At 49.2% G+C, this 24,907-nt stretch carries 28 protein-coding genes; 15 read left to right on the forward strand and 13 right to left on the reverse strand.

The features are described 5' to 3' along the window. Window positions 1–3: 3 nt before the first annotated feature. From ABD76_RS02705 to ABD76_RS30120, 3 genes are all read right to left on the reverse strand, one after another. Window positions 4–1,362, reverse strand: a complete 1,359-nt coding sequence (locus ABD76_RS02705) for a purine-cytosine permease family protein (protein ID WP_197254076.1) — start codon at window positions 1,360–1,362, stop codon at window positions 4–6. 51 nt (window positions 1,363–1,413) lie between these two features. Next, on the reverse strand, window positions 1,414–2,406 hold the full coding sequence (locus ABD76_RS02710) for an ADP-ribosylglycohydrolase family protein (RefSeq protein ID WP_197254122.1): 993 nt from the start codon (window positions 2,404–2,406) through the stop codon (window positions 1,414–1,416). Window positions 2,407–2,538: 132 nt separating this feature from the next. After that, a complete protein-coding gene (locus ABD76_RS30120; protein WP_197254078.1) occupies window positions 2,539–3,240 on the reverse strand; it encodes a GntR family transcriptional regulator in 702 nt (233 codons plus the stop codon). Window positions 3,241–3,512: 272 nt separating this feature from the next. Between ABD76_RS30120 and ABD76_RS02720 the strand changes: the two genes are divergently transcribed. The 8 genes from ABD76_RS02720 to ABD76_RS02755 all read left to right on the forward strand — a co-directional run bounded on the left by ABD76_RS02720 (window position 3,513) and on the right by ABD76_RS02755 (window position 10,711). Further along, window positions 3,513–4,463, forward strand: coding sequence for a hypothetical protein (locus ABD76_RS02720; RefSeq protein WP_197254080.1), 951 nt, complete (start codon window positions 3,513–3,515; stop codon window positions 4,461–4,463). 254 nt (window positions 4,464–4,717) lie between these two features. After that, window positions 4,718–5,422, forward strand: coding sequence for a response regulator transcription factor (locus tag ABD76_RS02725; protein ID WP_197254082.1), 705 nt, complete (start codon window positions 4,718–4,720; stop codon window positions 5,420–5,422). Further along, complete coding sequence (locus ABD76_RS02730; RefSeq protein ID WP_197254084.1) at window positions 5,419–6,876, forward strand: sensor histidine kinase; 1,458 nt, start codon at window positions 5,419–5,421, stop codon at window positions 6,874–6,876. The genes ABD76_RS02725 and ABD76_RS02730 overlap by 4 nt, the downstream gene beginning before the upstream one ends. 15 nt (window positions 6,877–6,891) lie before the next feature. Continuing rightward, on the forward strand, window positions 6,892–7,956 hold the full coding sequence (locus tag ABD76_RS02735; RefSeq protein ID WP_197254086.1) for a LolA family protein: 1,065 nt from the start codon (window positions 6,892–6,894) through the stop codon (window positions 7,954–7,956). Window positions 7,957–7,985: 29 nt separating this feature from the next. Further along, window positions 7,986–8,462, forward strand: a complete 477-nt coding sequence (locus ABD76_RS02740; protein WP_197254090.1) for a PH domain-containing protein — start codon at window positions 7,986–7,988, stop codon at window positions 8,460–8,462. Further along, the gene (locus tag ABD76_RS02745) at window positions 8,455–10,146 is read left to right on the forward strand and encodes a PH domain-containing protein (protein WP_242069314.1); all 1,692 of its coding nucleotides are present in this window, start codon (window positions 8,455–8,457) and stop codon (window positions 10,144–10,146) included. The genes ABD76_RS02740 and ABD76_RS02745 overlap by 8 nt, the downstream gene beginning before the upstream one ends. Further along, on the forward strand, window positions 10,140–10,322 hold the full coding sequence (locus ABD76_RS02750; RefSeq protein ID WP_197254091.1) for an NUDIX hydrolase: 183 nt from the start codon (window positions 10,140–10,142) through the stop codon (window positions 10,320–10,322). Before ABD76_RS02745 ends, ABD76_RS02750 begins: the two co-directional genes overlap by 7 nt. Window positions 10,323–10,339: 17 nt before the next feature. Continuing rightward, the gene (locus ABD76_RS02755) at window positions 10,340–10,711 is read left to right on the forward strand and encodes an iron chaperone (protein ID WP_197254092.1); all 372 of its coding nucleotides are present in this window, start codon (window positions 10,340–10,342) and stop codon (window positions 10,709–10,711) included. A 151-nt stretch (window positions 10,712–10,862) separates the two neighbouring features. Here ABD76_RS02755 and ABD76_RS02760 read toward each other — a convergent pair whose 3' ends face one another. From ABD76_RS02760 to ABD76_RS02780, 5 genes are all read right to left on the reverse strand, one after another. Further along, window positions 10,863–11,765, reverse strand: coding sequence for an ABC transporter permease (locus ABD76_RS02760; RefSeq protein WP_197254094.1), 903 nt, complete (start codon window positions 11,763–11,765; stop codon window positions 10,863–10,865). Window positions 11,766–11,777: 12 nt separating this feature from the next. Beyond that, on the reverse strand, window positions 11,778–12,782 hold the full coding sequence (locus ABD76_RS02765; protein ID WP_197254095.1) for an ABC transporter permease: 1,005 nt from the start codon (window positions 12,780–12,782) through the stop codon (window positions 11,778–11,780). A 117-nt stretch (window positions 12,783–12,899) separates the two neighbouring features. Then, window positions 12,900–14,495 (reverse strand): ABC transporter substrate-binding protein, encoded by a 1,596-nt coding sequence (locus ABD76_RS02770; RefSeq protein ID WP_197254097.1) that lies wholly within the window; start codon window positions 14,493–14,495, stop codon window positions 12,900–12,902. A 28-nt stretch (window positions 14,496–14,523) separates the two neighbouring features. Further along, window positions 14,524–15,513 (reverse strand): ABC transporter ATP-binding protein, encoded by a 990-nt coding sequence (locus ABD76_RS02775; RefSeq protein ID WP_197254099.1) that lies wholly within the window; start codon window positions 15,511–15,513, stop codon window positions 14,524–14,526. After that, window positions 15,488–16,498 (reverse strand): ABC transporter ATP-binding protein, encoded by a 1,011-nt coding sequence (locus ABD76_RS02780; protein ID WP_206765497.1) that lies wholly within the window; start codon window positions 16,496–16,498, stop codon window positions 15,488–15,490. The genes ABD76_RS02775 and ABD76_RS02780 overlap by 26 nt, the downstream gene beginning before the upstream one ends. A 1,185-nt stretch (window positions 16,499–17,683) precedes the next feature. On the opposite strand from ABD76_RS02780, the gene ABD76_RS29140 reads away from it, so the two are divergent. The 5 genes from ABD76_RS29140 (at window position 17,684) to ABD76_RS29160 (ending at window position 20,613) form a co-directional block, all read left to right on the forward strand. Further along, the gene (locus ABD76_RS29140; RefSeq protein ID WP_242069315.1) at window positions 17,684–18,361 is read left to right on the forward strand and encodes a phage holin family protein; all 678 of its coding nucleotides are present in this window, start codon (window positions 17,684–17,686) and stop codon (window positions 18,359–18,361) included. Between the two features lie 138 nt (window positions 18,362–18,499). Next, window positions 18,500–18,610 (forward strand): dihydroorotate dehydrogenase, encoded by a 111-nt coding sequence (locus ABD76_RS02790; protein WP_197254100.1) that lies wholly within the window; start codon window positions 18,500–18,502, stop codon window positions 18,608–18,610. Window positions 18,611–19,259: 649 nt separating this feature from the next. Further along, complete coding sequence (locus ABD76_RS29150; protein WP_242069317.1) at window positions 19,260–19,526, forward strand: hypothetical protein; 267 nt, start codon at window positions 19,260–19,262, stop codon at window positions 19,524–19,526. A 75-nt stretch (window positions 19,527–19,601) separates the two neighbouring features. Then, the gene (locus ABD76_RS29155; protein WP_338125009.1) at window positions 19,602–20,153 is read left to right on the forward strand and encodes a reverse transcriptase domain-containing protein; all 552 of its coding nucleotides are present in this window, start codon (window positions 19,602–19,604) and stop codon (window positions 20,151–20,153) included. Between the two features lie 115 nt (window positions 20,154–20,268). Next, the gene (locus ABD76_RS29160; RefSeq protein ID WP_242069318.1) at window positions 20,269–20,613 is read left to right on the forward strand and encodes a group II intron maturase-specific domain-containing protein; all 345 of its coding nucleotides are present in this window, start codon (window positions 20,269–20,271) and stop codon (window positions 20,611–20,613) included. A 708-nt stretch (window positions 20,614–21,321) separates the two neighbouring features. Here ABD76_RS29160 and ABD76_RS02800 read toward each other — a convergent pair. Beyond that, complete coding sequence (locus ABD76_RS02800; protein ID WP_197254102.1) at window positions 21,322–21,531, reverse strand: hypothetical protein; 210 nt, start codon at window positions 21,529–21,531, stop codon at window positions 21,322–21,324. A gap of 286 nt (window positions 21,532–21,817) precedes the next feature. On the opposite strand from ABD76_RS02800, the gene ABD76_RS02805 reads away from it, so the two are divergent. Then, window positions 21,818–22,189, forward strand: coding sequence for a GNAT family N-acetyltransferase (locus tag ABD76_RS02805; RefSeq protein ID WP_338125010.1), 372 nt, complete (start codon window positions 21,818–21,820; stop codon window positions 22,187–22,189). A gap of 7 nt (window positions 22,190–22,196) precedes the next feature. After that, window positions 22,197–22,595, forward strand: coding sequence for an AAA family ATPase (locus ABD76_RS29165; protein ID WP_275100753.1), 399 nt, complete (start codon window positions 22,197–22,199; stop codon window positions 22,593–22,595). Here ABD76_RS29165 and ABD76_RS02815 read toward each other — a convergent pair. From ABD76_RS02815 to ABD76_RS02830, 4 genes are all read right to left on the reverse strand, one after another. Further along, a complete protein-coding gene (locus ABD76_RS02815) occupies window positions 22,537–23,340 on the reverse strand; it encodes a hypothetical protein (protein WP_197254106.1) in 804 nt (267 codons plus the stop codon). The genes ABD76_RS29165 and ABD76_RS02815 overlap by 59 nt on opposite strands. A 78-nt stretch (window positions 23,341–23,418) precedes the next feature. Then, the gene (locus ABD76_RS02820; protein ID WP_197254108.1) at window positions 23,419–23,970 is read right to left on the reverse strand and encodes a hypothetical protein; all 552 of its coding nucleotides are present in this window, start codon (window positions 23,968–23,970) and stop codon (window positions 23,419–23,421) included. A 50-nt stretch (window positions 23,971–24,020) separates the two neighbouring features. Further along, a complete protein-coding gene (locus ABD76_RS02825; RefSeq protein WP_197254110.1) occupies window positions 24,021–24,245 on the reverse strand; it encodes a hypothetical protein in 225 nt (74 codons plus the stop codon). A 316-nt stretch (window positions 24,246–24,561) separates the two neighbouring features. Further along, the coding region (locus ABD76_RS02830) for a transposase (RefSeq protein WP_197253583.1) at window positions 24,562–24,907 on the reverse strand (346 nt) is incomplete at its 5' end.

Raw genomic sequence — 24,907 nt, forward strand, 5'->3', positions numbered from 1 at the left:
CTCCTATTTCCGGGCGGTAACGGTTAACAGAATAGAATAGACAATCGCGCTTGCGGCGAAGGCCAGAAGTACGCCCAGACTGTTGTCCTGGAACATGCCTTTGGCAAAAGACCCGTCGAAAAACGGGGAATTCGTGAACAGGAACCCGACGAGCACCCCGGCCAGCCAACTGAATACCCCGCCATAATTAACCTTGTTGTAGTCCGGATCCGTGAGCAGGCGCGGGTCGTACCCTGCTGTCTTTCTGATTTTGACATAGTCGATGAGGAAGATCGCCGCCCACGCCGCCATGCCGATGCCGAGCAAGCCCAGGAATGTCTGGAAGTTGCCCATGAAATCCTCGGATACGAACAGCGTGTATACCGGAATCAAAATCAGAAACAGCGAGTGTATGATAATCGATGTGGACTCTTTCACTCGAATATTTAAGGTTTCCAGGTTGACCCGCGCCGACTTCAAACCGATAATGCATTGCGGAATCAAGCCGCCCAGAGCGGTGACAAAGTAAACCACCGTCATCCAGCGCGGCAGCGCCTGGCTAATGACCTCGATCGGGTTGGCCGAGACCGCCAAGTCCGGCACCGATGTGCTCATCAGCACGCCGACGCTCATGATGACGAACAGCGGAATGAATGCCCCGAACGTGACGCGGGCGACGATGGAGCGGGATGATTGATCCGGCTTCTGATAGCAGCTATAGTCGGCGGAAGCGATCGACCAGCTAATCCCGGTGCCGGCCATAATGATCGATACCGCGGGCAGGAAGCCCGTTAACCAATTGCCATTGCTCATATTCATCAATTCGGTCCAATTCGTTTTCGGAATCAGGATCAGCAGGACGAGAAGCGTCAATCCGCCAAAGACATAGGTGAAAAAGGTTTGGATTTTGACAAGCGCTTCTTGGCCGAACATGCTGGAGCCGATGATGAGAGCGGCGAAGGCCAGCAAACAGATCAGCGTCAACAATGGATTGGAACCGATGCCGAACACGCTGAACAGCGCCAAGAGCGTCAATGTTCCGGTCACGACGCCGACCGCGAGCCAGCCGACCAGGTTAATCCAGCCCATAAATGTCGGAATATAATTGCCTCTGAAGCCGAAGGCGGCTCTGGACAGCACGAAGGTCGTCGTGCCCGCATCTCTTCCGGCCAAGCTTAGATAGCCTACCAAGGCGAAAGAGAGCGCCCCTACGGCCGCCGCCAGCAGAGATTGCAGGAAGCTTAATTGAAACCCGACAATCATCGCGCCATAGACGACGCCCAAAATTCCGATGTTGCCGGCAAACCAAATGAAAAACAATTCCTTGGGGGTTCCTTTTCTGTCCGAAGCGGGTATAAATACCGAAGATTCCGGCGTGTTCATTACTATTCCTCCCATGGTATGCGATGTTAGTCTAGCATGGATGTGCGTACTTCAGTTCCGGTGTCTATGGGAAAGAAGCTGATTCGCGTAATGATGCAAATCGACGGAATTGCTCTCGTCGATCCGCCCAATCCACAGCGGATCGATCGCATCGAGTCCGGCCTTGGCCCCGCAAATGGCGGTCGCCATCGCCCCGATTGTATCGGTATCTCCGCCCAGATTCGCGCATATCAGGCTGCAGCGATGAGGGTCCTTGGCGTAGTAAGCTATCGCCAGCGCCGCAGGCACCGACTCGCTCGTCAAGACGCCGCTTCCGATCACGTCGTATATTTTCTGGGAGAACCGCTCTTCATCGTGCTCGTACTGCTTCGCGTATTGAAGCGCCAGCTTCAGACGCTCGGCCAGCGATGCGCTATAGGTGGCGGCTCCGAGGTGACGCGCGATATCGTAAGCTTCCAGCGCATCCTGCATCATCGTATCCCAATCCTGATCCTCCAGGGCGGAGCTGACGGCCGCGGCAACCATCGCCGCGCCGCTCACGGCGATATCGGTCGTATGCGTCACTCGGCTGATGTCGTATACATATTGAGCCAATTCGGCCTTCCGATCCCGGCTGAACAGGCATCCGATCGGAGCGATGCGCATGGCCGCGCCGTTCGTCTCCGCCCTGGACGTGAAGGGCTCGGGGTCCCGGCCCTCCTTGATCGCCCCCAAGGCCGCCTTGGAGCTCGGCCCGAGAATATTGTTGTCGAAGGCGCCGATGCGATCCGCCCAGTCCAGCAGATGCCGGGCGATAATGGAGGTATCGGGAACAAACTCATTTTCAATGAGAGCGTCCAAAATCAGTAACGCCTGCGCCGTATCATCCGTATACTGCCCTTTCGTAAAATTGCAGGCCACTTCGTTTTCCGGCGGCCCGTCGAGAAAATCGGTAATTGTGCCGAAGTACTCCTTGACCTTGCTTCTTGCCCACAGCTCCGAGGGCATGCCCATCGCATCGCCGATGGCCAATCCGTATAGAGCGCCGGCAATTTTTTGCTTCATCATTACGATCTCCACCTCACTCTATTCACACCTGCACCTTATCCGGTTATACGTACAAGCCGGAACGAAAAAGAGTTCTGCTTGTCCCTCGCACACGGGGAAAGAGCAGACGAAAGGTCTGTCCGTCCATGTTCAAATGCTGGCGACAATTTTAAAATTCATATGGGGCCCATAGATGACCTGAACCCGCTCGATCTCGGCCTCGTCTTCGCTGATAACGGTTCCATTTGCTTGCAGCAGCGGGATATCTTCTTCGTATGCCAGCAGTTCTTGGGTTCTCTTGTCTCCCTTAATCGGTTCGAGCTGGAGAAGCGCATGCTTGGGAACCGTCTTGTATTGCTGCTTCATTATGCTATAGAGCGATTGCCGCGAGAAATCATACTGATCAATGCCCGGGAAAACGGACAGCGGAACCAATGACGTATCGATCGTTAGCCAGAGGGTGGACAGCTTGTTCTTGATTCCTCTTAGGCGAACCAGCTTCATCCATTCCCGTCCATCCTGCGTTAGGATGCGTTTCTCGACTACTTTCGAGACGGGAGTCTCATTCTTCTTCGTCACATAATCGGTAAAGCCGCTGAAGTTCCAAATATTATGCTTCACTTCCCGGAGGCATACGAAGTTTCCTTTTCCCTGTACCTGCCTTAACAGACCCTCATTGACCAGATCCGATATCGCTTTGCGGATGGTTGTTCTTGTGACGCCGTATAGCTTCATCATTTGCGCCTCGGAAGGTATCATGTCCCCTTCCTTATACTTCCCGCGAATAATATCTTGTCTGATGATCCGCTGCAACTGCACATATAGGGGAGTATAGTCATTGCGGTTAAGCATGCAAGCCTCCTTCCTCTTGTCCGGTTGTACGTACAAGCAATGTATCATGACGCAGCGGGTTCGGCAGTTACATTTGTCTCCACGCTGGCGGCCATATTATCGAAACATAATATAACAATCCTTATTTTATATTGGAAGGAAATTTATGTTATTGTGAAATTATGTTCACGGGGGAGGCGCAAATCATGAAAAAAATAGAATGAGAAGGATGGGGGCAAGGTGCAGCCATTGCAGCAGATAATTTAACTTTGTAAGGATGGGGAGATGATCTAATGAAGGCCAAAATAAAACTAATAACCGCAATGATGATCTTAAGTGTATCCGTTCTAATGCCGACAGGGAATATTTCCGCAGCCGGCGCCGAAGCAATGAACGCAAATAACCAAATCCGATCGTCCAACTACCAGGCGGTGCAGGTTGTGAATATCGCAGAATCAGCGAGAAAAGTGATTCCCAATTATGTCCGCTGGATTCATAACGGACTGCATCCCAGCGTCAGAGTGGACGTGCTTGACGTGAAACTAATCAATGTGGAAGAACAAGGCGTTGTTCCGGACTTTAAGGGTGAATTGGATCTGGTGCAAAGAGGGCCGGAGAAATTGATCCAAACGTTACAGCATGATGCTTTTAATCCGAGTTCCGACAAAGAACTGACGGTATCGCATAATTTTACGCATACCGTGTCCAACGCTTCCACGCTGACGAAATCGATTACCCATAGCCATAAAGCCGGCGCTAAAGCTACGTTCAAAGTAAAAACAAGCTTTTTCGGGAATGAAGCTGAGGTCGGGGGCGAGCTATCGTATGAATATACGAATTCCAATCAAAGCGGGACGTCTGATGCCAAAACGGTAACTTTCTCCACCAACTCATCCGGATCGGCCAAATTGCCGCCCATGTCAAAAGGGACGTTGATTTCCCATGTGTATGCATCCCCTGCCGTTTATAAAATCAAGAGCCAAAGCTATTTTACGGGAGATGTTCAATTCTCTTATATATTATCCACTGATGCTCCGGGAGCCGTCCGGACGTTAACGGTTCCGCTGCATGATTTATTTTTCCGGGGCGATGAAAGCAACGAGGTTGCGTTTCAAGATAATTTGTGGGCCGGTGCGGTATGGGATGTCACGGGCAGACCGACAAAAGCATTGATTTTTGAAGGTCTTTCTTTCTTGACATTAGACGAACAATACCGAACGGAGACCTACCTGAAAGATATTTAAGAGGTTTTCATGTTAAGTTGAATAAGATATCTTGATGCGCAATGGCCGCCCGGCGAAGAGTCCGGGCGGCCATTGGCGTTCCGGCGGATGCTGTCTTCGACGGGAAGTTGGCGGAATCCGGTATGAAATCCAAGCTTACGCATCCAATATGGAGGCCGTTTGCGGTATGATTATAAAGAATGTTTAAAAATAAGAAGCCGTTCGTGCCAGAACGATATACTTACGGTAAAGCAAGAAGGCAAGGAGAGATGGATATGCCAGCGCACCTGCTGCTTGTTGAAGATGATAAAGAGATTGCGCGCATTGTTCAGGATCATTTGCGCAGACAAGGCTATAAAGTAACCTGGTCCTCCACCGGGGCGGAAGGGTGGGAGGACTTCCATACCGGCTCGTTCGATCTGATTCTGGTCGATCTGATGCTGCCGGAGATGGACGGCTTTACGCTGTGCCGCAATATCCGCCTCAGCAGCAATGTCCCGCTGCTCATCATAAGCGCCCGCCAGGAGGATGAGAGCAAGGTGCGGGGATTGGAGCTGGGCGCGGACGATTATATTACGAAGCCGTTCAGCTTGTCCGAGCTGTCGGCCCGCATCAGCTCGCATCTGCGGCGGTTCCGCCGCTACTCGAGCGAAGGGGAACTGCCCCGTCTCAAAAAGTATGAGGGGGGGCTCGTCATCGACGAGGATCGCCAGCTCGTCACGCTGGAGGAGGAGCCGATTTCGCTGACGGCGAAGGAATGGGCTTTGCTGCAGTTGCTGGCTCAGCATCCGCAGCGCGCCTTTTCCAAGAAGGAATTGTACGAGCAGGTATGGCATCAGGTCAATATCGAGGGCAACAACACGGTATCGGTTCACGTCAAAAGCCTCCGCACCAAGCTGGGCGAGGATATTCGCGAACCGCGGTATATTCAGACGGTATGGGGAACCGGGTACCGCTTTATCGGTGAATTGCTGCCATGAAGATCAAGCATTGGCTTATGCTGTGCTTTCTCGTCGTCATGCTGCTCCCGGTCTTGGCCGGATATGTGTTCTATCAGCTTATTCATACTTATGATGAACGCCAGGAGCTGAAGGAATATATCGAAATGACCGGCCTCCTGGCCGAGCTCGAGCCGCTGCTGCAGGATGTGTCGCTGTACCGGGTGCAGCCGGACGAACGGTTCGCCGCGCTGCAGCGGGAGGCGAGCGACTCGCTCAAGATTACGCTCTACCGGGCAGACGGCGTCACCGTATTTTCATCGATGGCGGACAGTCTGACGCCGAAGCTGTACCGGGTCCGGCCGGAGGTGCTGTACGAGCATTTGTATGACATGCGCAAATCCCATCGGGCCTACACGCTCAAAAAGCCGGTCTTCGACCAGGAGAAGCTTGCCGGCTTCTACGAGATAACGATCGTCCGCGATCAATGGCTGGCGGCCTTCCAGAACCGGACGCTGATCGTGGCCGGCGGCTGGGTTCTGTTCTTCCTCCTGCTGTATGCGGCTGCGATCTTCGCTATCCACCGCAAGCTGATTCGTCCGATGCAGGGGCTCATGAGGCAGATGGCCGCCTTCGCGAACGGGGAGGCCGTGCCGAATCCGGTCCATCGGGCGAAGGATGAGGTGGGAGAGCTTATCGGCCGTTTCCAAGAAATGCGCGCCCAGATCGAGTGCGCCCGCGAGCATATTGCGGAAGAGCAGCGGGAGCGGGAGTATATGGTCGCCGCGCTGTCCCACGATCTGAAGACGCCGCTGACCTCGCTTCATGCCTATGCCGAGGCCTTGCAGCAGGAAGGGGATCTGTCGGAGGAGGAGAAAAGCGACTATTATGCCGTTCTCTTCGACAAGATTGCGCATATGCGGCGCATGCTGGACAATCTGACGATGTATACGGCCCTGAAATCGTCGGAGAAGCTGGAGGAGCGGGTCGAGGTCGACGGGGATGAGCTGTTCGAGATGCTTTTCTCGGGCTATGACGGATTGTGCGCCCAGCGCGGAATCCGGCTCGTGACCGACTGCGCGGTCTCGGGCTCCTGCTATATGAACGCCCAGCAAATGATCCGGCTGGTCGATAATCTGATGGGCAATGCCATCCGCTATACGGACGGCGGGCGCTCGATCTGGCTTGGAGCCTATTCGCCGTCTGAGCCGCTGCCGGACTGGATTTTTCCGGCGATGGTGGACGAGGTGCAGGCTTGGCGGGGGGAACGCCTGGTTCTGTTCGTACAGAATCAAGGGGCGGCGATTGCGGCCGATCAACTGGAACGGCTGTTCACGCCCTTCTATCAGCCGGATTCATCCCGGACGAAGGCGCATGCCGGCAGCTCGGGGCTGGGTCTGAGCATCGCGAAGATGATCGTGGAAAAGCATGACGGAGACATTCGGATATGGTCAGAGGCATCGTTCGGCACGCTTGTGGCTTGCCGGTTCCGATAATGAGGAGGTTCCGTGATGAGGATAATTCGCACCGGATTATGTATATTGCTCGTCTGCAGCTTCCTGGTGAGCGGGTGTCGGAGCAATCTGGGGTTCAACCTGTCTGGAGAACAGATTGTGGACAAGATGCTGGAGAACGGGAAGGAATCATTCTCCTATTATGGGGAGAGCCTGAGCATCACTTATGAGAATGGGAAGCAACAAGACAGCTACCTGATGAAGGAATGGCTTGATGGGGAGACCGATCGGATGCGCCTCGAGGTGACGTCGGCGAAGGACAGCACCGTTACGGTGAACGACGGGCATCAGTTCATCGTATGGGATCAGACGGGAGGCGAAGCCTTCCGCATGTCGGTGCGAGGGGACAGCCCGCCGCTGACGCAGCGTGAGCAGATGAAGCAGATGCTGGAGAAGCTGCAAGCCACCCATGATTTCGAGACGGTGGGGGAAGAAAAGGTCGGCGAATGGAATACAATTCATTTCAAGGCGGTTGCGAAAAAGAAGGGCGATCTGTTCCAGCGACTGGAGCTGTGGATTGACCCGAAGACATGGATGATGCTGAAAAGCGTCTTCGAAAGCGGGCCGCTCCGCACCGAGTCCGTCTATACGAAGCTGGACATGTCCCCGCGCTTCACCGAAGAGACGTTCACTCTGGATATTCCGGACGATATTCCCGTGCGTTATCTGGACGACTCGATGATGACAAAGACGGTTACGCTTGAGCAGGCGGAGGCGGCGCTAGGCGGCACCTTCCTGCAGTGTCGGGAGGACGGCGTGAAGCTGATGGAAGTCTACATGTACGACCTGCAAGAAAACCTCGATCGGACCGAAATCTCGCTCAATTATTGGAAGGACGATAAGCCGTATCTGACGCTCAGCGTCTCTACGTCACCGGAGGGAGCGGGCAGGGAACCGGAGTACGGGATGGAGAAGGTCCAGGTTCGCGGACAGGCAGGGCTATACGACGACTCCCTTCATTCGCTCTGGTGGGATGAGGATGGCCTGCGGTACACCATCATTCCGGAGTCGGAATCCATGACGAAGGAAGAGGTGCTGTCGATTGCCGCGCAGCTCCGATGATGAGAGTACAGGCGACAAGGAGGAGGATTGTGAACGAAGCATCGACCAGACGGCTGCATCCGGACTTCATGAAGGTGGCCCGTATTCGCGCATGCGCGGCTCATCTTGTTCTCTTTGCGATGGTCGCCGCATACGCCATCGCGGCCCATATCCAGGGGTGGGTGAAGTATCCGGGCTGGATTGCGTTCGTTCTGTTTTTGGCGACGGGCGTATGGTACATTTTCCTCTCGCCCGTGCTGACTTTTCGTTATTTTAGCTATGATGTTCGTGAAGAGGAAGTGGAGATTCATTCGGGCATCTTTTTCCGCAAACATGTGCTTGTGCCGATGACCCGCGTGCAGCATGTCGAGAAGGCTAGCGGCCCCGTGCTGCGCAAGTTCGATCTGGCCCAAATCTCCATCGTGACCGCGGCCACGACCCATGAGATTCAGGGCTTGAAATCGCTGGACGCCGAAGCGCTGAAGCAGCGCATCGCCGTCCTCGCCAGGGTGGAAGACGATGAATAACGATCGGGAGAATCGCCTTCATCCGCTGTTCATCGTGTTCTCGTTGGTGAAGACATTGAGGAATCTATGGCCGCTGCTGCTGATCTTGTTCTTCAAAGGAGCCCAGCATCCGCAGCGTTATCTTATCATTGGAGGGGCCGCCTTGCTGCTGTTCCTCGCGGCCGACATCATCAAGTGGCGCCGCTTCCGATACCAGGTGGAAGCCGACAAGCTTCTTATCCGCCAGGGGCTGTTCTTCCGGGATGAGAAGACGATCTATTACAGCCGGATTCATTCGGTGCAGGTGGAGCAGCCTTTGCTGCAGCGCCTCTTTGGCATGGCGCAGCTAAAGATCGAGACGCCGGGCGGAAGCGGCGAGTCGGATGGCGTCCTCCCTGCGCTGTCGCTGGAGAGGGCAGAGGAGCTGCGCAGCCTGCTCATGCAGCGCAGCCAGGGGCGCGAGCGGCCGGAGGAAGCCGCGGCGGAAGGCAGCGGCGCCGGGTGCCGGCCGGAAGCGGGGGCCGCCCCGGCGCTCCCCCTCGTTCGCATGCCGGCAGGCCAACTGTTCGTCGGGGCGCTCAGCACGATGAATCCCGGGCTGGTGCTGGCGTTCTTCGCCGGGCTGCTCTCATTCGCCGATGACATTGTGAAGCTGATCGTACCGAAGCGAATCTCGGATCAACTGCTGCATGCCATCGAATCGAGCATATCCGGGCCGGTATCGATCGCGATCATGGGCGCCGGGGCGCTGCTTGGCGCCTGGCTGCTGTCTTCCCTGCTCTATATCGTCAAATATTACGGGTTCACGGCGGAGGAGCGGGACGGGAGCATCGTCGTCACCTACGGGCTGTTCGAGAAAAAGATGAATGCGATCAAGCCGGAGCGCGTCCAGGCGATCGTGGTGAAGGAGGGGCTGCTCCGGCAGGCGCTGGGCTACGCCGAGATCGAGGTCCGCGTCGTCTCGTCAGACATGAAGGAATCGCTGATGCTGCATCCGTACGTCCCGGTCCGCGACATCCCGGACCTGCTGTCGCGATGCCTGCCGGACTTCGAGCTCGGCTCGGTGCAGCATGGCGCGCCGCGGCGGGCCTGGTGGTATTATATCCGCTGCCACCTGCTGTTCCTTGCGCTTGCCTTCATTGGCGTATATTGGTTCCTGGGAGCCTATGCCTATTGGGTGCTGGCGCTGCTGCCTCCGCTGCTGCTTACCGGATGGCTGGGCTTCCGCGACGCCGGCGTCGGGCTGCGGGATCGGCAGTTAATTGTGCGGAACCGGATCGTCGCGCGCAAGACCTGCTATGTGCTGCGCCCGCAAATTGTCGCCCTGCAGATGGGGCGGACGTATTTTCAGGAGAGCAAGCGTCTGATGTCGCTCAAGGCTCATTTGCTGAACGGCAATGATTTCTCGGTGGCCTGCCTGGATGAACAGGATGTGCAAGAGATCTGGGCGTGGTACCGGCATAGGAAGAGAGTAAGCATCTCGGAATTTTTTGATCCGATGAGGGAAGCGATTATCGATGTATTTATGGATGAGTATACGAAGTTATCCGGAATTACCTATGAAGAAGTATATCCATGGCTTGTGCCTGTCGCTGCTCGAAAATTGTCGGCGGATGCGATCTCGGAAGAAGAGAAGAGCTTATTGGTTCAAGAGATTCGAAGAAGCTTGAAGGAGAAGCAGGGCGGAGGGGAGAGTCCATGTTAGAGTACATCAAAAGGATGCGGAGCCGAATTGGCCATGATCCGCTGCTGTTATGCGGCGCAAGCATTATTTTGTATAACGCGTCGCAGCAAGTGCTGATGCTCAACCGATCGGATAACGGATGCTGGTGTTTTCCGGGCGGGGCCATTGAGCTTGGCGAATGCGGCTCAAACTCATAATTTTAGGAGGGAACAACATGGAAGTTTTTGCAGAATATTTAGCGCATATTGATAACCCGCAACATCGGGCCCGGACGGAAGAGGTTTTGGCTTGGGTAACTAAGCAATTTCCAAATTTAATGCCAAAAATGGCGTGGAATCAGCCTATGTTTACCGATCACGGCACATTTATTATCGGCTTTAGCGTAGCCAAACATCATTTGGCTGTTGCCCCCGAAAGGGCAGGGATTAGCCATTTTTCTGGTGAAATTGTGAAGGCGGGCTATGATCACACCAAGCAGTTGGTACGTATCCCGTGGGATAGTCCGGTTGATTTTTCATTACTTGAGAAAATGATCGAGTTTAATATTGTGGACAAGGCAGATTGTCCAACTTTTTGGCGGAAATAAAAAATAGGATAGTCCTAGAGGCTTATATTTGCGTTTTATGGCCTTTTGGGTTTGTTAAAAAGGTAAGAAAGCAAGATGAAAAGATGTCAAAAAAGTTCAAAAGCCAGCCTTGTTTTGGCTGACTCGCTGCAATATGTCTGCTTATTATTATTTAGCTTTTCATTTTCGGATCAAGCGCGTCCCGCAGGCCGTCTCCCATTAAATTAAATCCAAGGACAGTCAACATGATGGATAGTCCCGGGAATAATACAGTCCACGGCGCTTGAAGGATGTAGTTCCGGGATTCAGCCAGCATGGTCCCCCACTCCGATGCCGGAGCCTGCGCACCCAAGCCTAGAAATCCCAATGCCGCACATTCAATGATAGCCGTCGCAATGGCCAGCGTTCCCTGCACAATGATAGGGGCCAGACTGTTCGGAAGAATGTGATGAAAAATGACTCTGCCGTCTTTCATGCCAATGGCTTTCGCCGCCGCAATATATTCCTCTTCCTTGATAGCCAGCACTCGGGAACGGACTAACCGGCCAAAGGTCGGGATATTGATAATGGCAATGGCAATCAATGCATTCCGTAATGACGGCCCTAATGTAGCCACAATGGCAATCGCTAGTAAAATACTCGGGAAAGCCAGCAATATCTCGAAGATTCTGGAGATGATCATATCAAGCCATCTTCCGTAATATCCCGCGATCAAGCCTAGAACCGATCCGACAAGGATTGACCCCGCCACCGAGACGAAGCCGACCCATAAAGACAGCCGGGCGCCATAAATGATCCTGCTCAGGATATCCCGCCCGTATTCGTCCGTTCCAAACCAGTGCGCTGACGACGGAGCCACATGCTTATCTGATAATTTTTGAGCATCATAGGAGTAGGGAGCCAATAAATCTGCAAAAATAGCCAAGAACAGAAAGAAGATGACGATGCCTACTCCGGCAATGGCGGCTTTATTTTTCCTAAAGCTTCTCCACCCATCCTTCCATGGCGAGATGGAGGGTTCTTCGTTCACGGGGGGAGCCGAGATCGGCGGGGGATTGCTGACGATTTGTGCCATGACAGTTCCCTCCTATTTGTACTTAATTCTTGGATCGATTGCCGCATACAGCAAATCTACGAACAGATTAATCATAATAAAGAGGAAGGCAATGACTAAAATACCAGACTGAATCACCGGATAATCACGATAATTAATCGCATTGTAAATATAAGTGCCAATTCCCGGCCAACCGAATATGGTCTCCGTTAATATCGCCCCTCCGAGCAGCATGCCTGTCTGCAGACCGATGACCGTCACTACCGGAATTAACGCGTTTTTCAAGGAATGCTTATACACCACCCAGAACATTCTCATCCCTTTGGCACGGGCTGTGCGGATAAAATCGGAACGCATCACCTCAAGCAGGGACGATCTTGTCATTCGGGCTATAATCGCCATAGGAATCGTGGCTAAAGCAATACCCGGAAGGATTAGGTGACGGATCACCTCGATAAATTGATCGAATCTCCTGTGCAACAAGGTATCAATTAAATATAAATTCGTGATCGCCTCCACGGGATCCCGGATATTATCCCGCCCGGTCGTCGGCAAAAGATCCCACTTCAGGGCGACGATGTATTGTTCCATCAAGCCCAGCCAAAAAATAGGCATCGATACGCCGATAAGCGCGATAATCATGGCCACATAATCGAACCATGAATTTTGGAACCATGCTGAAATAATCCCGGCATTGACACCAATGACAACCGCAATAATCATAGCAATGATGGCAAGTTCAATCGTTGCTGCTAAATAAGGCCAAATTTCCTCGGCGACCGGAGTTCTTGTTTTTAGGGAGACACCCAAATTTCCTGTAAACAACCCGCCCAAATATTCGAAAAATTGGATATACCATGGCTGGTCTAAGCCTAATTCCTTTGTCAATGCCGCCACGGCATCCTGTGTCGCCTGCTGGCCCAGTATAAGCTGTGCCGGGTTGCCTGGAATGGCTCGAATCATCATGAACACGATAAACGCCATTCCCAGAAGCACCGGAATTAAGGCTCCCAACCGTTTTATTGTGAAAGATAACAAATCTGTTCACCTCTTTTTCAAGCTGCTTGTAAAAAAGGAGGAGCATGATCCAACCATACTCCTCATTGTCCATGCTATGATCAGAATGCGCGCAATCCGGGCGTCCCTCGCTGCCGATTATTTGATCGATACGTTAATAAAGGATTGAGTTCCCGTTGGATGCGGGAAAAATCCTTGAATTTCTTTAATGCCTGCAAGCTGAGGTTTCGAGTGAGCCAGAGGAACCCAAGGCGCTTCCTCATGAATAATTTCCTGTGCTTTTTTGTACAGCTCATTGCGTTTATCTTCATCCGGGTTGGATTGCGCTTCGATCAGGATGTCATGCAATTCGTCATTGCTGTAACGCGAGTAGTTGTTCGATCCGATGTTGTCTTTATCCAATAATGTATAGATGAAGTTATCGGCATCTCCATTATCCCCGGTCCAGCCAAGCATAAATGCAGGAGCTTCTCCAGCTTGAACCTTCTCTAAGTAAGTGCCCCAGTCAAACGTTACGATATTGGCCTTGATGTTGGCTTCCTTCAAAGACGCTTGAATCGCTACTGCTATTTTTTGGCCATCCGGCATATAAGGTCTCGCCACAGGCATTGCCCACAGGTCCATTTCAAAGCCGTTTTCCAATCCGGCCGCTTTTAATAACGCTTTTGCTTTCTCAACGCTATATTCATAGTCGACAATGTCGTCATTATAGCCGCTGATTGATGGCGGCATCGGGTTTTTGGCGGGTTCTGCCGTTCCTTCGTAAAAGTTAGCGATCAAAGCTTCTTTGTTAATGAGATGGCTGATTGCCTGACGGACTTCCTTTTTATCAAAAGGGGGCATTTCCGTATTGAAACCAAAGTAGCCTACGTTCATCGACGGTCTTTCGAATAGCTGCAGTTTGCTGTTTCCCTTTACTTGATCCAGATCGCTGGGGTTTAGGCCATCCATCAAATCAAGCTCGCCTTTCATCAGGGCATTCAGACGGGCCGAGTTGTCGGCAATGACTTTGAACTTTACGCCGTCTAGCTTGGGAAGGCCGGCTTGCCAGTAATCTTCATTCTTCACAAGCTCGATCGTGTCATTCGCTTTCCATGATTTGAATTTGAACGGCCCTGTTCCCACCGGATTTTTCGTGAAATCATCCCCATATTTTTTTAGTGCATCAGGGCTGGCAATCGCAAACATGGTCATGGCCAGGTTTTTTAAGAACGGAGCTTGCGGACGATTCAATGTGAACACAACGGTATGCTCGTCTTCCGCTTTTACCTCTTTAATGACATGACCAGGATCACCTTCAAATCCGCCAAACATGGAAGAATAGTAGGCAAATTTTGCTTCGTCTTTACTTTGGGCCCAGCGTTGGAAGTTGGTTACGACCGCTTCCGCGTTGAAGTCCGTTCCGTCGTGAAACTTTACGCCTTTCCGCAGGTGAAACGTATACGTCAAGCCATCCTCAGTAACCTCCCATTTTTCAGCAAGTCCTGGCTCGATCTCCGTATTTTCTGTTTTATACTTTACAAGTGTTTCATAAATTTGCTGGGTAACAATAAATGATTCTCCTTCTGTGGTGATGGCTGGATCAAGCGCTGTGGAATCTGCTCCTCTTCCATAGATAAGTGTTCCGCCGCTTTCCGATTCATTGCCATTACTTTGGTTCCCGTTGTTGCATCCAGCGAGCACAACAGACAGGATCAGCATGCAAGTTAATAATATCCAACCAATTTTCTTCATAATATCCCCCCCATTAGTGTAATCGTTTTCAACTTATGTCTACGCGGACTTGTTCGTATAAGTGACAAGCCACGTAATGACCTGGATCAATTTCACTTAGCTGCGGGCGGGCAGCCGAACACGGTTCAAATGCCTTCGGACATCGGGTATGAAAGGGGCACCCCGTGGGCGGGTGAACCGGACTTGGCACATCGCCATCCAGAATAATCCTTTCCCTCGGGCAGGTAACATCCGCAATGGGAACGGCTGATAATAACGCTTGCGTGTACGGATGAAGCGGCTTGTCGTATAAATCTTCCGTATCGGATATTTCGACCAGTTGGCCCAAGTACATAACGCCTACCCGATCGCTGATATGGCGAACAACGCCTAAGTCATGCGCGATGAACAGATAGGTGAGCTTATATTCTTGCTGCAGATCCTGAAGGAGGTTCAATACTTGCGACTGGATCGATACGTCCAAAGCGGATACCGGCTCGTCGGCGATAATAAGCTTCGGGTGAATGGCAAGTGCCCTTGCGATGCCGATCCGCTGCCGTTGTCCACCGCTGAACTGGTGGGGGTAACGGGATGCGTGGTAGCTGCTTAGGCCAACGACGTCCAATAATTCCTTTACTTTTCGTTTTCGTTCCGACCTGTCCTTTACGCCATGGACAATGAGCGGTTCCTCAAGGATTTTTCGAATCGTATGACGAGGGTTTAATGAGGCAAACGGGTCCTGAAAGACCATTTGCATGTTACGGCGCATCTTCCTCAGGTCATTGCCAGACAGCTTCGTAATATCCTGTCCTTCGAAATAAATGCTTCCTTCGCTCGGCTCAAGAAGTCTAAGCAGCATTTTCCCCGTCGTGGACTTCCCGCAGCCGCTCTCGCCGACAAGCCCAAGCGTTTCTCCTTTGTTGATGTGAAAGGATACGCCGTCCACGGCTTTCACCGCGCCTGCGTTTTTCCCCAGCGGCCCCTTTTTGATCGGAAAATGCATTTTCAAGTTTTCAACTTGAACTAATGGCTGAGTCATGGATGTCTGCTCCTTTCCCGTCTTCGTATAACCAGCAACTCACCTTTTGTCCATTGTCGAAGCTCTGTAATGAGGGCTCTTCACTCACACATCGTTCCGATGCATGTGTGCAGCGCGGCGCAAAAGAACAGCCTTGCCTGTGAGAACCCGGCTTCGGAACCTGACCTGGTATCGAATAGAGTCTTTCCTTTTTCACTCGCATGTCTGGAACAGATTGGATTAGACCGATGGTGTACGGATGCTTGGGATGTTGGAAAATCGTTCGAACATCGCCTTCTTCCACAATCTTGCCGGCATACATAACGACCATTCGCTGGCACATTTCTGCCACAACGCCTAAATCGTGCGTAATCATCATAATCGCTGTCTTTGTTTCTTGATTTAGTTTCTTCATCAGCTCAAGGATTTGGGCTTGAATCGTCACATCCAACGCGGTAGTCGGTTCATCTGCGATAAGCAGTTCGGGCTCACACATCATGGCCATGGCAATCATGACCCTCTGCCTCATGCCGCCAGACAGTTGATGCGGATATTCATTGATTAAGGCTTCGGCTCTTCCGAGTCCTACCTGCTTCATCATTTCTATAGCTCTCGCCTTAGCTCGTTTTTTATCTGCTTTTTTATGAATTCGTAGTGCTTCGGTTAATTGCTCCCCGATTGTAAATAAAGGGTTCAGGCTGGTCATTGGTTCCTGGAAGATCATCGCAATTTGGTTACCGCGGATTTTCCGCATCTTCGCTTCCGATAATATGGGGAGTTTTTCTCCTTTAAAATGAATATCTCCGCTAACTTTTCCAGTCATTGCAGGGATAAGTCCCATAATCGACAAGGACGTTACACTCTTTCCGCATCCAGACTCTCCGACAATCCCCAATATCTCACCGGGATGAATATGAAAACTAACCGAATGGACAACGGGAACGACACCGTCATCCGTGTGGAAGCTTATACTTAACTTCTGGACTTCAATAATTGGAGATACCAAGCATTCTCCTCCTCTTGAACATGTGATTAATTACATCCATGACCTATGCAGTTGAAGTAGGTAATTGGTAATCTTGACTTTAAAGAAAACTTTAAAGAACTGCCCGAATAAGCATGAAGGAGGCATTGCGATCGACATATAATGTCTAATTAAGTAATATAATAATATTAAATACCATATAATGGATCTTTAACTAAATTCAGCGCTACCAATCGAAGGTTTAAGGAAGTGAATCATGAAGAATACTCGGGAGCGCCTAAGCAGATTAGGATGTTCTACTCAAGGCGATATTCCAGCCGTTGGCTGAAGCATTATCTAACATTCTGTGGGGTACATCGAAGAAGTATTTCCTAGGTTTTAACTTATAATCATAGGATTAATAGTAATTATTGCATTTTTCTGAAAGATTGACAATCTTTATTTTTGGATATTTTCAAGTTAAATAACAAAAAAAGGCGTCATTATGCCTCGAAAGGTAAAAGTGAAGCTGCATAAACGTAGGCTTACGGTATTTAGACGCCTCAATTGGTTATCTCTCCAGTTTGAGGGTCAGGCTTAAAGGTTGGGTGTTCCCCTTTCGCATAGGGAAAAGGGGAGCTCCGGCATTATGCCACGGCTTTTTTATCCACAGTCTATCCACAATATATCCACATATTATCAACATAGCGGCTGCTGGGGACGGATTGGGGACAGACTCATCGTCTATTGCGGATTGATTCCAAGTCAAAAAGAAAAAGCCTTATAAATTAAGACCCTTCGGAATAGACTCCAGTAGATTCTATTCGTATTATACTTTATGACAGTTACGGATATAACCGCATCCGGATTACTAAGGGTTCTGATTCCGGGGTATCTGCTATATCGTTCTATGGTTCGAATGGCGGTTTTGCCGGGGAGATAAATTCCTACCGGGCCCAGAATCAGCTGAATAGGGTGAACATAGGCACACATAACCATGGTAACTCCCAGAATCAAAAGTCGGTAAAAAGGTTACCGGCGAGTATGCCGTAATTGTGGACGGGAAGGAATTGCAAGATAAAGGTGCCGTAATTGATGGACGGACTCATACGATGCGGAGATTGCGAAGTATACCAAAGAGCTCGAACTGATTAACGAAGCCCTGGCTGCAGTTGAGAAAAATAACATACCATTCATGAGGTCTCGCCGCTGGCGGGGCCTTTTTGATTGGGAGAAGTTGAAAAAGAGTTCAGTCGACGATCCGACCAATACGACGCCTTCGCCAAGATGACGCAGGAGCAAGTGGCCACGCGTTATCCCTGCGTAGACAGCATGACCAACGTCAAGAACCCATACGCCATCGTAACGGGAGGCAATCTGCTGCCGCCGTTTTATTTTATGGGTCCAGCTCGCGGTGCTGAAATGGTAATAAAATCTGATTACGAAATGGATTTGATAACAAGAAGTCCCGATCAATTCGCTGGCATCGGGAGTATGGAAGCAAAGCATAAAACAAATCGGATTGAGTTCGATTCGGCAGGTACAGATGTAAGATGTTATTTCAACGAGTTGGCGGCCCCTTCTACAGATCCTATAAGGCAGCATGAAATCGATATATCAGGAGCAACCGTTACAATTGGAGATGATGCTAAGTATATCGGCGTATACTTTGGGAATAAGTTGTTTGCTGGAACATTTAAGGTTAGGAATCCAATACTCACCATAGGCTCAGAACGAAGCCCTTTGCTGCGGGACGCGACGATTTTTTTCAATCTGGCCAATGAGCTGCTGTCCATTATTGAGAACGGCGGATGTATGGGTGCGGGGCTGCCGCAGGCCTTGATTAAGGCCGTGGAAGTTTTGAAAGCAAAGGGGGGCGAAGAAAAAGATGACAATCGAAATTAAGCAACGGCTGTCAGATGGGGAAATAGCTTATCCTTTCAACGCATAAAGCCTAAATTTTTCAGTATGGGATATAGCCAAGTCATAATGAAAGCAACTTCAATACAATGAGTATGAACATAGCGAAAGGAGGTTGCTGCAATGAGTGAAGTTGGAGGCTTCTCATGTGGATTTGGAGGCTTTACTTCTATTGGTGTAATCTTGGTTCTGTTTATCTTGCTTGTAATTATTTCTCGTGCATTTATCTTCTAAGATTAACATGGTTGTATCCTGCGCTCATGGTTCACTTTAGAGAGGAGGTTGCCTTATGAGCGGTGTTGTTGGAGGTATTGGAGGCTTCTCATGTGGATTCGGAGGCTTTACTTCCATTGGTGTAATCTTGGTTCTGTTTATCTTGCTTGTAATTATTTCTCGTGGATGTATCTGGTAAGACCTGCGTCTATACCCATGGAGCAACTTCATTATATGCCCTGCCTCTTCAGCAGGGCTATTTTATGTGCGCCACGCATGGCGATTAACTAGGCGGTGAAAGACCGATGTGGGGGCATGTAGTGGCCAACCACTAGCCAAGAGCAAGGGTGTCCATCGTGAGATGGAATCTGAAGGAAGCTGGAGGCAAACTTCCGGCCCGAGGAATACGAACATCATCAGGCACAAGGAATGGGATGAGCTTGCATAACAAAGCAAAGTCCAATACACTACACGGACATTCCAGTGTAAATGGTGCGGGTAAATGGAAGGAAAGTGAATCGTCTTACCGTGGGAGGTCTCATGGACGCGAGGAGATACCTATTCAAATCACGGTTGAAACAAGATTTATCATGAGAAGTCAGCAGACGCCGTAGTACCGCATGTCGTCGACAACATGCGGGAAGGGCCGAACCTAAGGAGGTGTGGATCAATGAAAGTTACCGAAACAGGAGCAAAGGGCAGCCAACTCCCAAAGGGAGGCTTCGCGCAGAAAGATAGTGCGGAACACGAAGGATATGCGGAAGCGCACATTCCTGCAAGGATAACTGAAACGGATAACACCAATGCAGACTTGCCGAAGGATGGAATACTTGAGCAAATTGTGAGCAGGAACAATCTGAATGAAGCATTCAAGAGAGTGAAAGCGAACAAATGTTCTCATGGAATCGATGGGATGGGAGTAGATGAACTTCTATAATATCTCAAAGAGAACGGGGAGACACTCCGGCAGTCAATCCTTGACGGAAAATACCGCCCGAATCCTGTCCGAAGGGTGGAAATCCCGAAGGAGAACGGAAAGAAAAGGAACCTCGGAATACCGACGGTTGTTGATCGAGTCATCCAACAAGCAATCGCTCAAGTGCTCACGCCGATCTATGAGAGGCAGTTCTCGGAGAACAGCTTCGGTTTCCGCCCTAAACGAAGCGCTCATGACGCAATCAGAAGTAGCCAAGCTAACATACAAGAAGGGTACAAATATGTGGTGGATATGGACTTGGAAAAGTACTTCGACACGGTGAATCAAAGTAAGCTCGTCGAGGTATTATCAAGAACCATCAAGGATGGGCGGGTCATCTCGCTCATACACAAGTACCTGAAAGCTGGCGTTGTTGTGAAGCATAAGTTCGAGGAAACGGAAGTCGGCGTACCGCAAGGGGGCAATCTGAGTCCAATTCTTAGCAATATCATGCTGAACGAATTGGATAAGGAACTGGAAAGCAGAGGCCACAGGTTTGTCCGATATGCGGATGACCTACTCATCTTCTGCAAAAGCAGAAAGAGCGCGGAACGAACACTGAGTTGTGGACGAAGCGAGGAGGGTTAAATTTCTTGGATTCTCCTTCTACTCTAACAAAGGAGAAACGAGAATCAGAATCCATCCGAAATCCATCGCAAAGATGAAAACTAAGATCAAAGAGCTGACTTCAAGAAGTAACGGAATGGGGAACGAAGACAGAGCCATGAAGATTAGACGATATATCATAGGCTGGGTGAACTATTTCAAAATTGCCGACATGAAGAACCTGCTCAAAACGACGGATGAATGGATGCGAAGGCGAATTCGTATGATCTTCTGGAAACAATGGAAACGGGTGAAGACAAAGTTCGATAAATTGAAATCGCTCGGAATCCCGACACAGAAGGCATGGGAATACGCAAACACAAGAAAGGGCTATTGGAGAATATCCAACAGCCCAATCCTCTCAAAATCCCTCGGCAATAATACCATCAAAGGTTTTGGATTCCTATTCTTTACAGATTATTATCGACAAATAACTGCGTAAACTGAGGAACCGCCGTATACCGAACGGTACGTACGGTGGTGTGGGAGGTCGGCTGCTCAATACCCGATTTGGTATAATGTATACAAATCCGGAGGAACCGGTGAAAAGGAGCTAAGCTGGCATTGTGCTGCTGGGACTCTTTTTTTGCTGCAAATCAAACATATACGGGAAAAGCCCCGGATTATTCCGAGACTTTTTTCTTACGGGTAGACACGCAAGGTTCGACGCTCCATAAAATGAGTAATTAGCGTCTTCTACGGCGTCTGCACTCTACCAATACTTTTTGACCTCGGTGAAGAATAATAGTGATTGCTCTACGATGACGTCTCATTCAAGCCACCTCCTTTCTTAATATTACAATATGAGAGAGTGCTTTTTAATGCTTGTACTATAGCTGTAGGGAAACTAACATGAAAGTTGCGCCGTGGTGAAAAGAAGCACTGCTGGCATTGGCCAGCGGGGCTTTTTTAACTTAAATTTGACCGGAATATGGCCGGATGATAATCGGTTAAAGGATTTATAATCAAGATAACGAACAAATGTTTTTGAAGTTCATTCGAAGGATGTATTGAATTTATTTTTAGAGAGGATGCCGATCATCGGCATATGTAAAAGAGCCTTGAGGAAGGACTCCCACGGCTCTTATTTGTATCGCTTTACTGAATTTACTTTATAAAGTCTTATGAGAACTACAGGCCTTAGTTACTGTTAATTTGTAATTGTAAAATAATATACGATAAGTCTGTTAGGTGTTAAGGTAGACATTATAGACCCTTGTCCTGGTTTAAGTGCAAGAAAATTACCATCCACATCTAAAAAGTAGCTGGAACTATCACCACCAGTAGGCCAGAAACCATAGCCAGATAACTTCCTCCCTTCTCCAACTCGCAATTTTAATTCAACGGTTACCGTATCCATACTAGATCTATCCACATAATGGATGCTGGGGACAGAAGCCTTGGTCTACAAGGCTTTTCGGAATAGACTCCAGTAGATTCTATTCGTATTATACTTATGAGGAATAGAAATTCTCCACAAGAAGTTGAAACCGAGTTGATTTTTGCAGGACAAATGAGTGTTATTAGTTATTATCCAGATGGTATTCCCATAATGTAACCGGTATAAAGAGTTCATAGGAGGAAATGAATGGATGACGACGGAAGTAAGATTGGCCACGAACGACGATGCGGAGGCGCTCTCCGGATTGAATCAAGCTTTTAACGGCGGGGAGCGGCGGCCCGTATCAGAGATTATCGAGAGCATGAACAAGAGTGGCGAATTCATTGCGGTTGCGACCATGAACGGGAAAGTCGTCGGTTTTGCCTGCGCGCAACGTTTTGAATCGTTTTGTTACCGGGAAGCGCAAGGTGAAATCACGGAAATGTATGTGGAACCTTCGGCCCGAAGACAGGGGCTGGCCGTCTCCATGATTTCATTGCTTGAGGAAAAGCTGGCCGCCTGTGGGGTAAAGAATATAAAAATATTAACAGGCAGCGATAACGCCGCCGCCATTAAAACATATGAACGCTGCGGCTATGTACAGGATGATGAGCTTCTTTTGCAAAAAGAGATATAAGCCGGTGATGGGGGGAGTAGACATAACAAAGTGTACATTATTCAGGGATGATTTTGTCATTATCACCGGCGGCCCTGGCGCGGGGAAAACGATGCTGCTAAAGGAAATGACAGGACACGGCTTTCCGTATGTTCCCGAAGTCGCGAGGGAGATTATTCAAGCAGAGATGTGTTCCCATGGCGATGCCTTGCCTTGGCGAAACGCAATCAAGTATCGCGATATCATGTTGGAGAAATCTATCGTAATCGGAAATAGACGAAAGAAAGCCATTTCGAGGGAAGACTTCTCGATAATGGCTTTTTGTCAATGCTGGGGACGATGGCTTAATCATGTGACAGGAAAAGAAATTACGGAAACTGCACATACAGATTGCCAAGCGGAGTATCCCTATGCTGATAAACTTTGATATAGTCATCTTCTTGGGCTACTTGATAGGCAGAATGGTTATCCCTGTGAAAGGGTACGACATATACAAACTGTTCTTTGGATATCGTTGCCTCCCGAGTCTGGTATGCAATCATGCTGAATGTTCCATAGAGGGGAACAGGTCCGCTGGAATCTCCTTGCCAACCGAACCCTTTTCCTCCAAAGAAAAGCATTGGTTCGATATTGCCTTGAAACGATGCGTAATCTTCTAAATAGGCAAGTCTGCCATAGGCTCCTAAAAAAGCATAGGGCAGGTGGTTCAACGTGTCAGGCAATGGGCGCGACCACTCAAAGGAACCAATCAGCCGCGCTTCTGTAGGATAGGTTTGCCCGCTGTTATCTTCGATGATCAGATATAATGAAAGCCGATACAGTTCGTTCATTTTCTCTTTAGACAACGAATGAAATCGCTCTTTATCGATGGGAATTAGTTGATTATGTTTTTCATCATATGAAAAATAAAACTGTTTCCTTGTCGCCCGGGTCGACTGGATATCTAAAGAAGCCCATTCCTTCCTCAAGAAGGGGCTTACCCCATGAAAACTATGGTAAGGATCAAAGGGGGAGGTAAGCTGCTCCTCTTCGATAACATACTGAAATTGATTTTGATAGGATAATATGAATTCATCCTTTGTGAGTTTGTCTTCATCATTTGTTGTATCCGTTTTGCAGCTAGTAAGTACTATACATGCAAGCAGCATAACAAATATTGTAAGGCGGTGCATCGTATCACCTCATATATTATGTCAGTAATAAGAGAATAGAGCGATAATATTCGCCCTATTCTCTTTTATAATTTTATTTTAGTATTTAAAAGCAGCAACGGCTGCAACAGGTTCAACCTTTTCTGTTGTAGTCCAGCTAATGCTCCCGCCTGATAGTGAAATACCTAAGCCAGTAACAGTTGTAGTGGTGCTAGTGTGGAGATATTGAGCTGTCACATTGCCGGAACCATTTTTAAAACTTCCATCTCCTTTTTTTATAGTGGCTGAAATCCCTCCACTTTGAAGATACCAATTTGGAGAAAACCACCCTTTATCTATTGCCTCGCTAAATTCTAATGCGATTCCACCTGCTGGAGTAATATTAGAAGCGGATGGATATTCAGTGCCTTCATCGTATCTTAGTGAAGCATTGTATCTTAGAATTGTTAGTTCGCCATTCCAAGCAATAGCAAACCCATCCATGCTATTACCTTGGGCCAGCGGTGGTGTTTTTGTCCATTCAAAGTTTCCTCCGATTAGGAGCTCGCCGTTAGAATCTCTTTCTGACGTTACAGCAAATACTCTGATGCCGTATTTTTCACCTGAGCCGACATCAAGTGGGGAGATCTCGTTAACTTCTTTATTTGTCATTGGAACTAATTGTTGATTCGAGTCTAGACGGAAATATTGTTCCGTTTCGGTTACGCTTTGACAATTGTGTTACCAAAGGTTTTCTTCCAATATTCTTTAGTTTCGTCAGAAACATCAGAAAAAAGGGCAGCAAGGTCGATGCCAGATTCACTTTGGTACGTTTTGGAGGCTTGATAGATACTATTGTCATTTGTCGCTCCATATGCACTGACAATGGACAGGTTCAACACCATAAACATCATAACAACCGAAACCAAAATTCGAAGTTTTTTCATTTACTTCATCTCCTGTTTTCAAATTATTATGCTTTTCTTTTGATGTATTTTGTGATAACCCAACGCAATGAGTGCATTAATCACCCCCGTTCAAAATTCACTTTGATGACCAAGAAGCGAAATGCCGTATGGTGAGATTAAGCAACAGAAGTGTATGGAAATGGATTTTAGTAGCGCTGAGGCAGGATGATAGTTTATTCGATATAATAAAAGGTTTTATGTTATTCTGCCTGTTTAGGCTGCAAATAAGGAGGCCGGTAACGGTGTTTTTATATATTCAGCAAAATATATTCAGGAAATTTAGAAGTCCGGTGAATTAGTGCAGTTGTAGCCGTCTGATGGACATGCAAAACGAGTAAAACAACTCAGCCAGCGCTGAAATGAGTAGGCGTGACAACGCCTCTGTCATCACGGATTTCGTTTTTTGGCATGCCGACATACCAGTTCGAGATCGCTTTTTCCCAAACCGGCATAGTCTTTTCAGATTTTGAACGATCGCCGTCAGTAGCGCCTGTTCTTGCATGCAGTCGAGTCCGCGGCTCCGTGCACGATCCATGCCATGCGCAACTTTGCTTTCAGCAAACACATGCTCACAGCGGGTTCGTAACTTTTGCAGATGACGGTAAGAACCCGTTAGCTGAATCCGTTTAGCTCTGTTTCGG

It is taken from the genome of Paenibacillus dendritiformis (genome assembly GCF_015845845.1).
Classification (GTDB): domain Bacteria; phylum Bacillota; class Bacilli; order Paenibacillales; family Paenibacillaceae; genus Paenibacillus_B; species Paenibacillus_B dendritiformis_C.

What these genes read in the sequence shown, in the direction of transcription:
- ABD76_RS02705 (WP_197254076.1), bottom strand. Translation starts at nt 1,362, where the DNA reads ATGAACACGCCGGAATCTTCGGTATTTATACCCGCTTCGGACAGAAAA.
- ABD76_RS02710 (WP_197254122.1), bottom strand. Translation starts at nt 2,406, where the DNA reads ATGAAGCAAAAAATTGCCGGCGCTCTATACGGATTGGCCATCGGCGAT.
- ABD76_RS30120 (WP_197254078.1), bottom strand. Translation starts at nt 3,240, where the DNA reads ATGCTTAACCGCAATGACTATACTCCCCTATATGTGCAGTTGCAGCGG.
- ABD76_RS02720 (WP_197254080.1), top strand. Translation starts at nt 3,513, where the DNA reads ATGAAGGCCAAAATAAAACTAATAACCGCAATGATGATCTTAAGTGTA.
- ABD76_RS02725 (WP_197254082.1), top strand. Translation starts at nt 4,718, where the DNA reads ATGCCAGCGCACCTGCTGCTTGTTGAAGATGATAAAGAGATTGCGCGC.
- ABD76_RS02730 (WP_197254084.1), top strand. Translation starts at nt 5,419, where the DNA reads ATGAAGATCAAGCATTGGCTTATGCTGTGCTTTCTCGTCGTCATGCTG.
- ABD76_RS02735 (WP_197254086.1), top strand. Translation starts at nt 6,892, where the DNA reads ATGAGGATAATTCGCACCGGATTATGTATATTGCTCGTCTGCAGCTTC.
- ABD76_RS02745 (WP_242069314.1), top strand. Translation starts at nt 8,455, where the DNA reads ATGAATAACGATCGGGAGAATCGCCTTCATCCGCTGTTCATCGTGTTC.
- ABD76_RS02750 (WP_197254091.1), top strand. Translation starts at nt 10,140, where the DNA reads ATGTTAGAGTACATCAAAAGGATGCGGAGCCGAATTGGCCATGATCCG.
- ABD76_RS02755 (WP_197254092.1), top strand. Translation starts at nt 10,340, where the DNA reads ATGGAAGTTTTTGCAGAATATTTAGCGCATATTGATAACCCGCAACAT.
- ABD76_RS02760 (WP_197254094.1), bottom strand. Translation starts at nt 11,765, where the DNA reads ATGGCACAAATCGTCAGCAATCCCCCGCCGATCTCGGCTCCCCCCGTG.
- ABD76_RS02770 (WP_197254097.1), bottom strand. Translation starts at nt 14,495, where the DNA reads ATGAAGAAAATTGGTTGGATATTATTAACTTGCATGCTGATCCTGTCT.
- ABD76_RS02775 (WP_197254099.1), bottom strand. Translation starts at nt 15,513, where the DNA reads ATGACTCAGCCATTAGTTCAAGTTGAAAACTTGAAAATGCATTTTCCG.
- ABD76_RS02790 (WP_197254100.1), top strand. Translation starts at nt 18,500, where the DNA reads ATGAGTGAAGTTGGAGGCTTCTCATGTGGATTTGGAGGCTTTACTTCT.
- ABD76_RS29150 (WP_242069317.1), top strand. Translation starts at nt 19,260, where the DNA reads ATGAAAGTTACCGAAACAGGAGCAAAGGGCAGCCAACTCCCAAAGGGA.
- ABD76_RS29160 (WP_242069318.1), top strand. Translation starts at nt 20,269, where the DNA reads ATGGGGAACGAAGACAGAGCCATGAAGATTAGACGATATATCATAGGC.
- ABD76_RS02800 (WP_197254102.1), bottom strand. Translation starts at nt 21,531, where the DNA reads ATGGATACGGTAACCGTTGAATTAAAATTGCGAGTTGGAGAAGGGAGG.
- ABD76_RS29165 (WP_275100753.1), top strand. Translation starts at nt 22,197, where the DNA reads ATGGGGGGAGTAGACATAACAAAGTGTACATTATTCAGGGATGATTTT.
- ABD76_RS02815 (WP_197254106.1), bottom strand. Translation starts at nt 23,340, where the DNA reads ATGCACCGCCTTACAATATTTGTTATGCTGCTTGCATGTATAGTACTT.
- ABD76_RS02820 (WP_197254108.1), bottom strand. Translation starts at nt 23,970, where the DNA reads ATGACAAATAAAGAAGTTAACGAGATCTCCCCACTTGATGTCGGCTCA.
- ABD76_RS02825 (WP_197254110.1), bottom strand. Translation starts at nt 24,245, where the DNA reads ATGAAAAAACTTCGAATTTTGGTTTCGGTTGTTATGATGTTTATGGTG.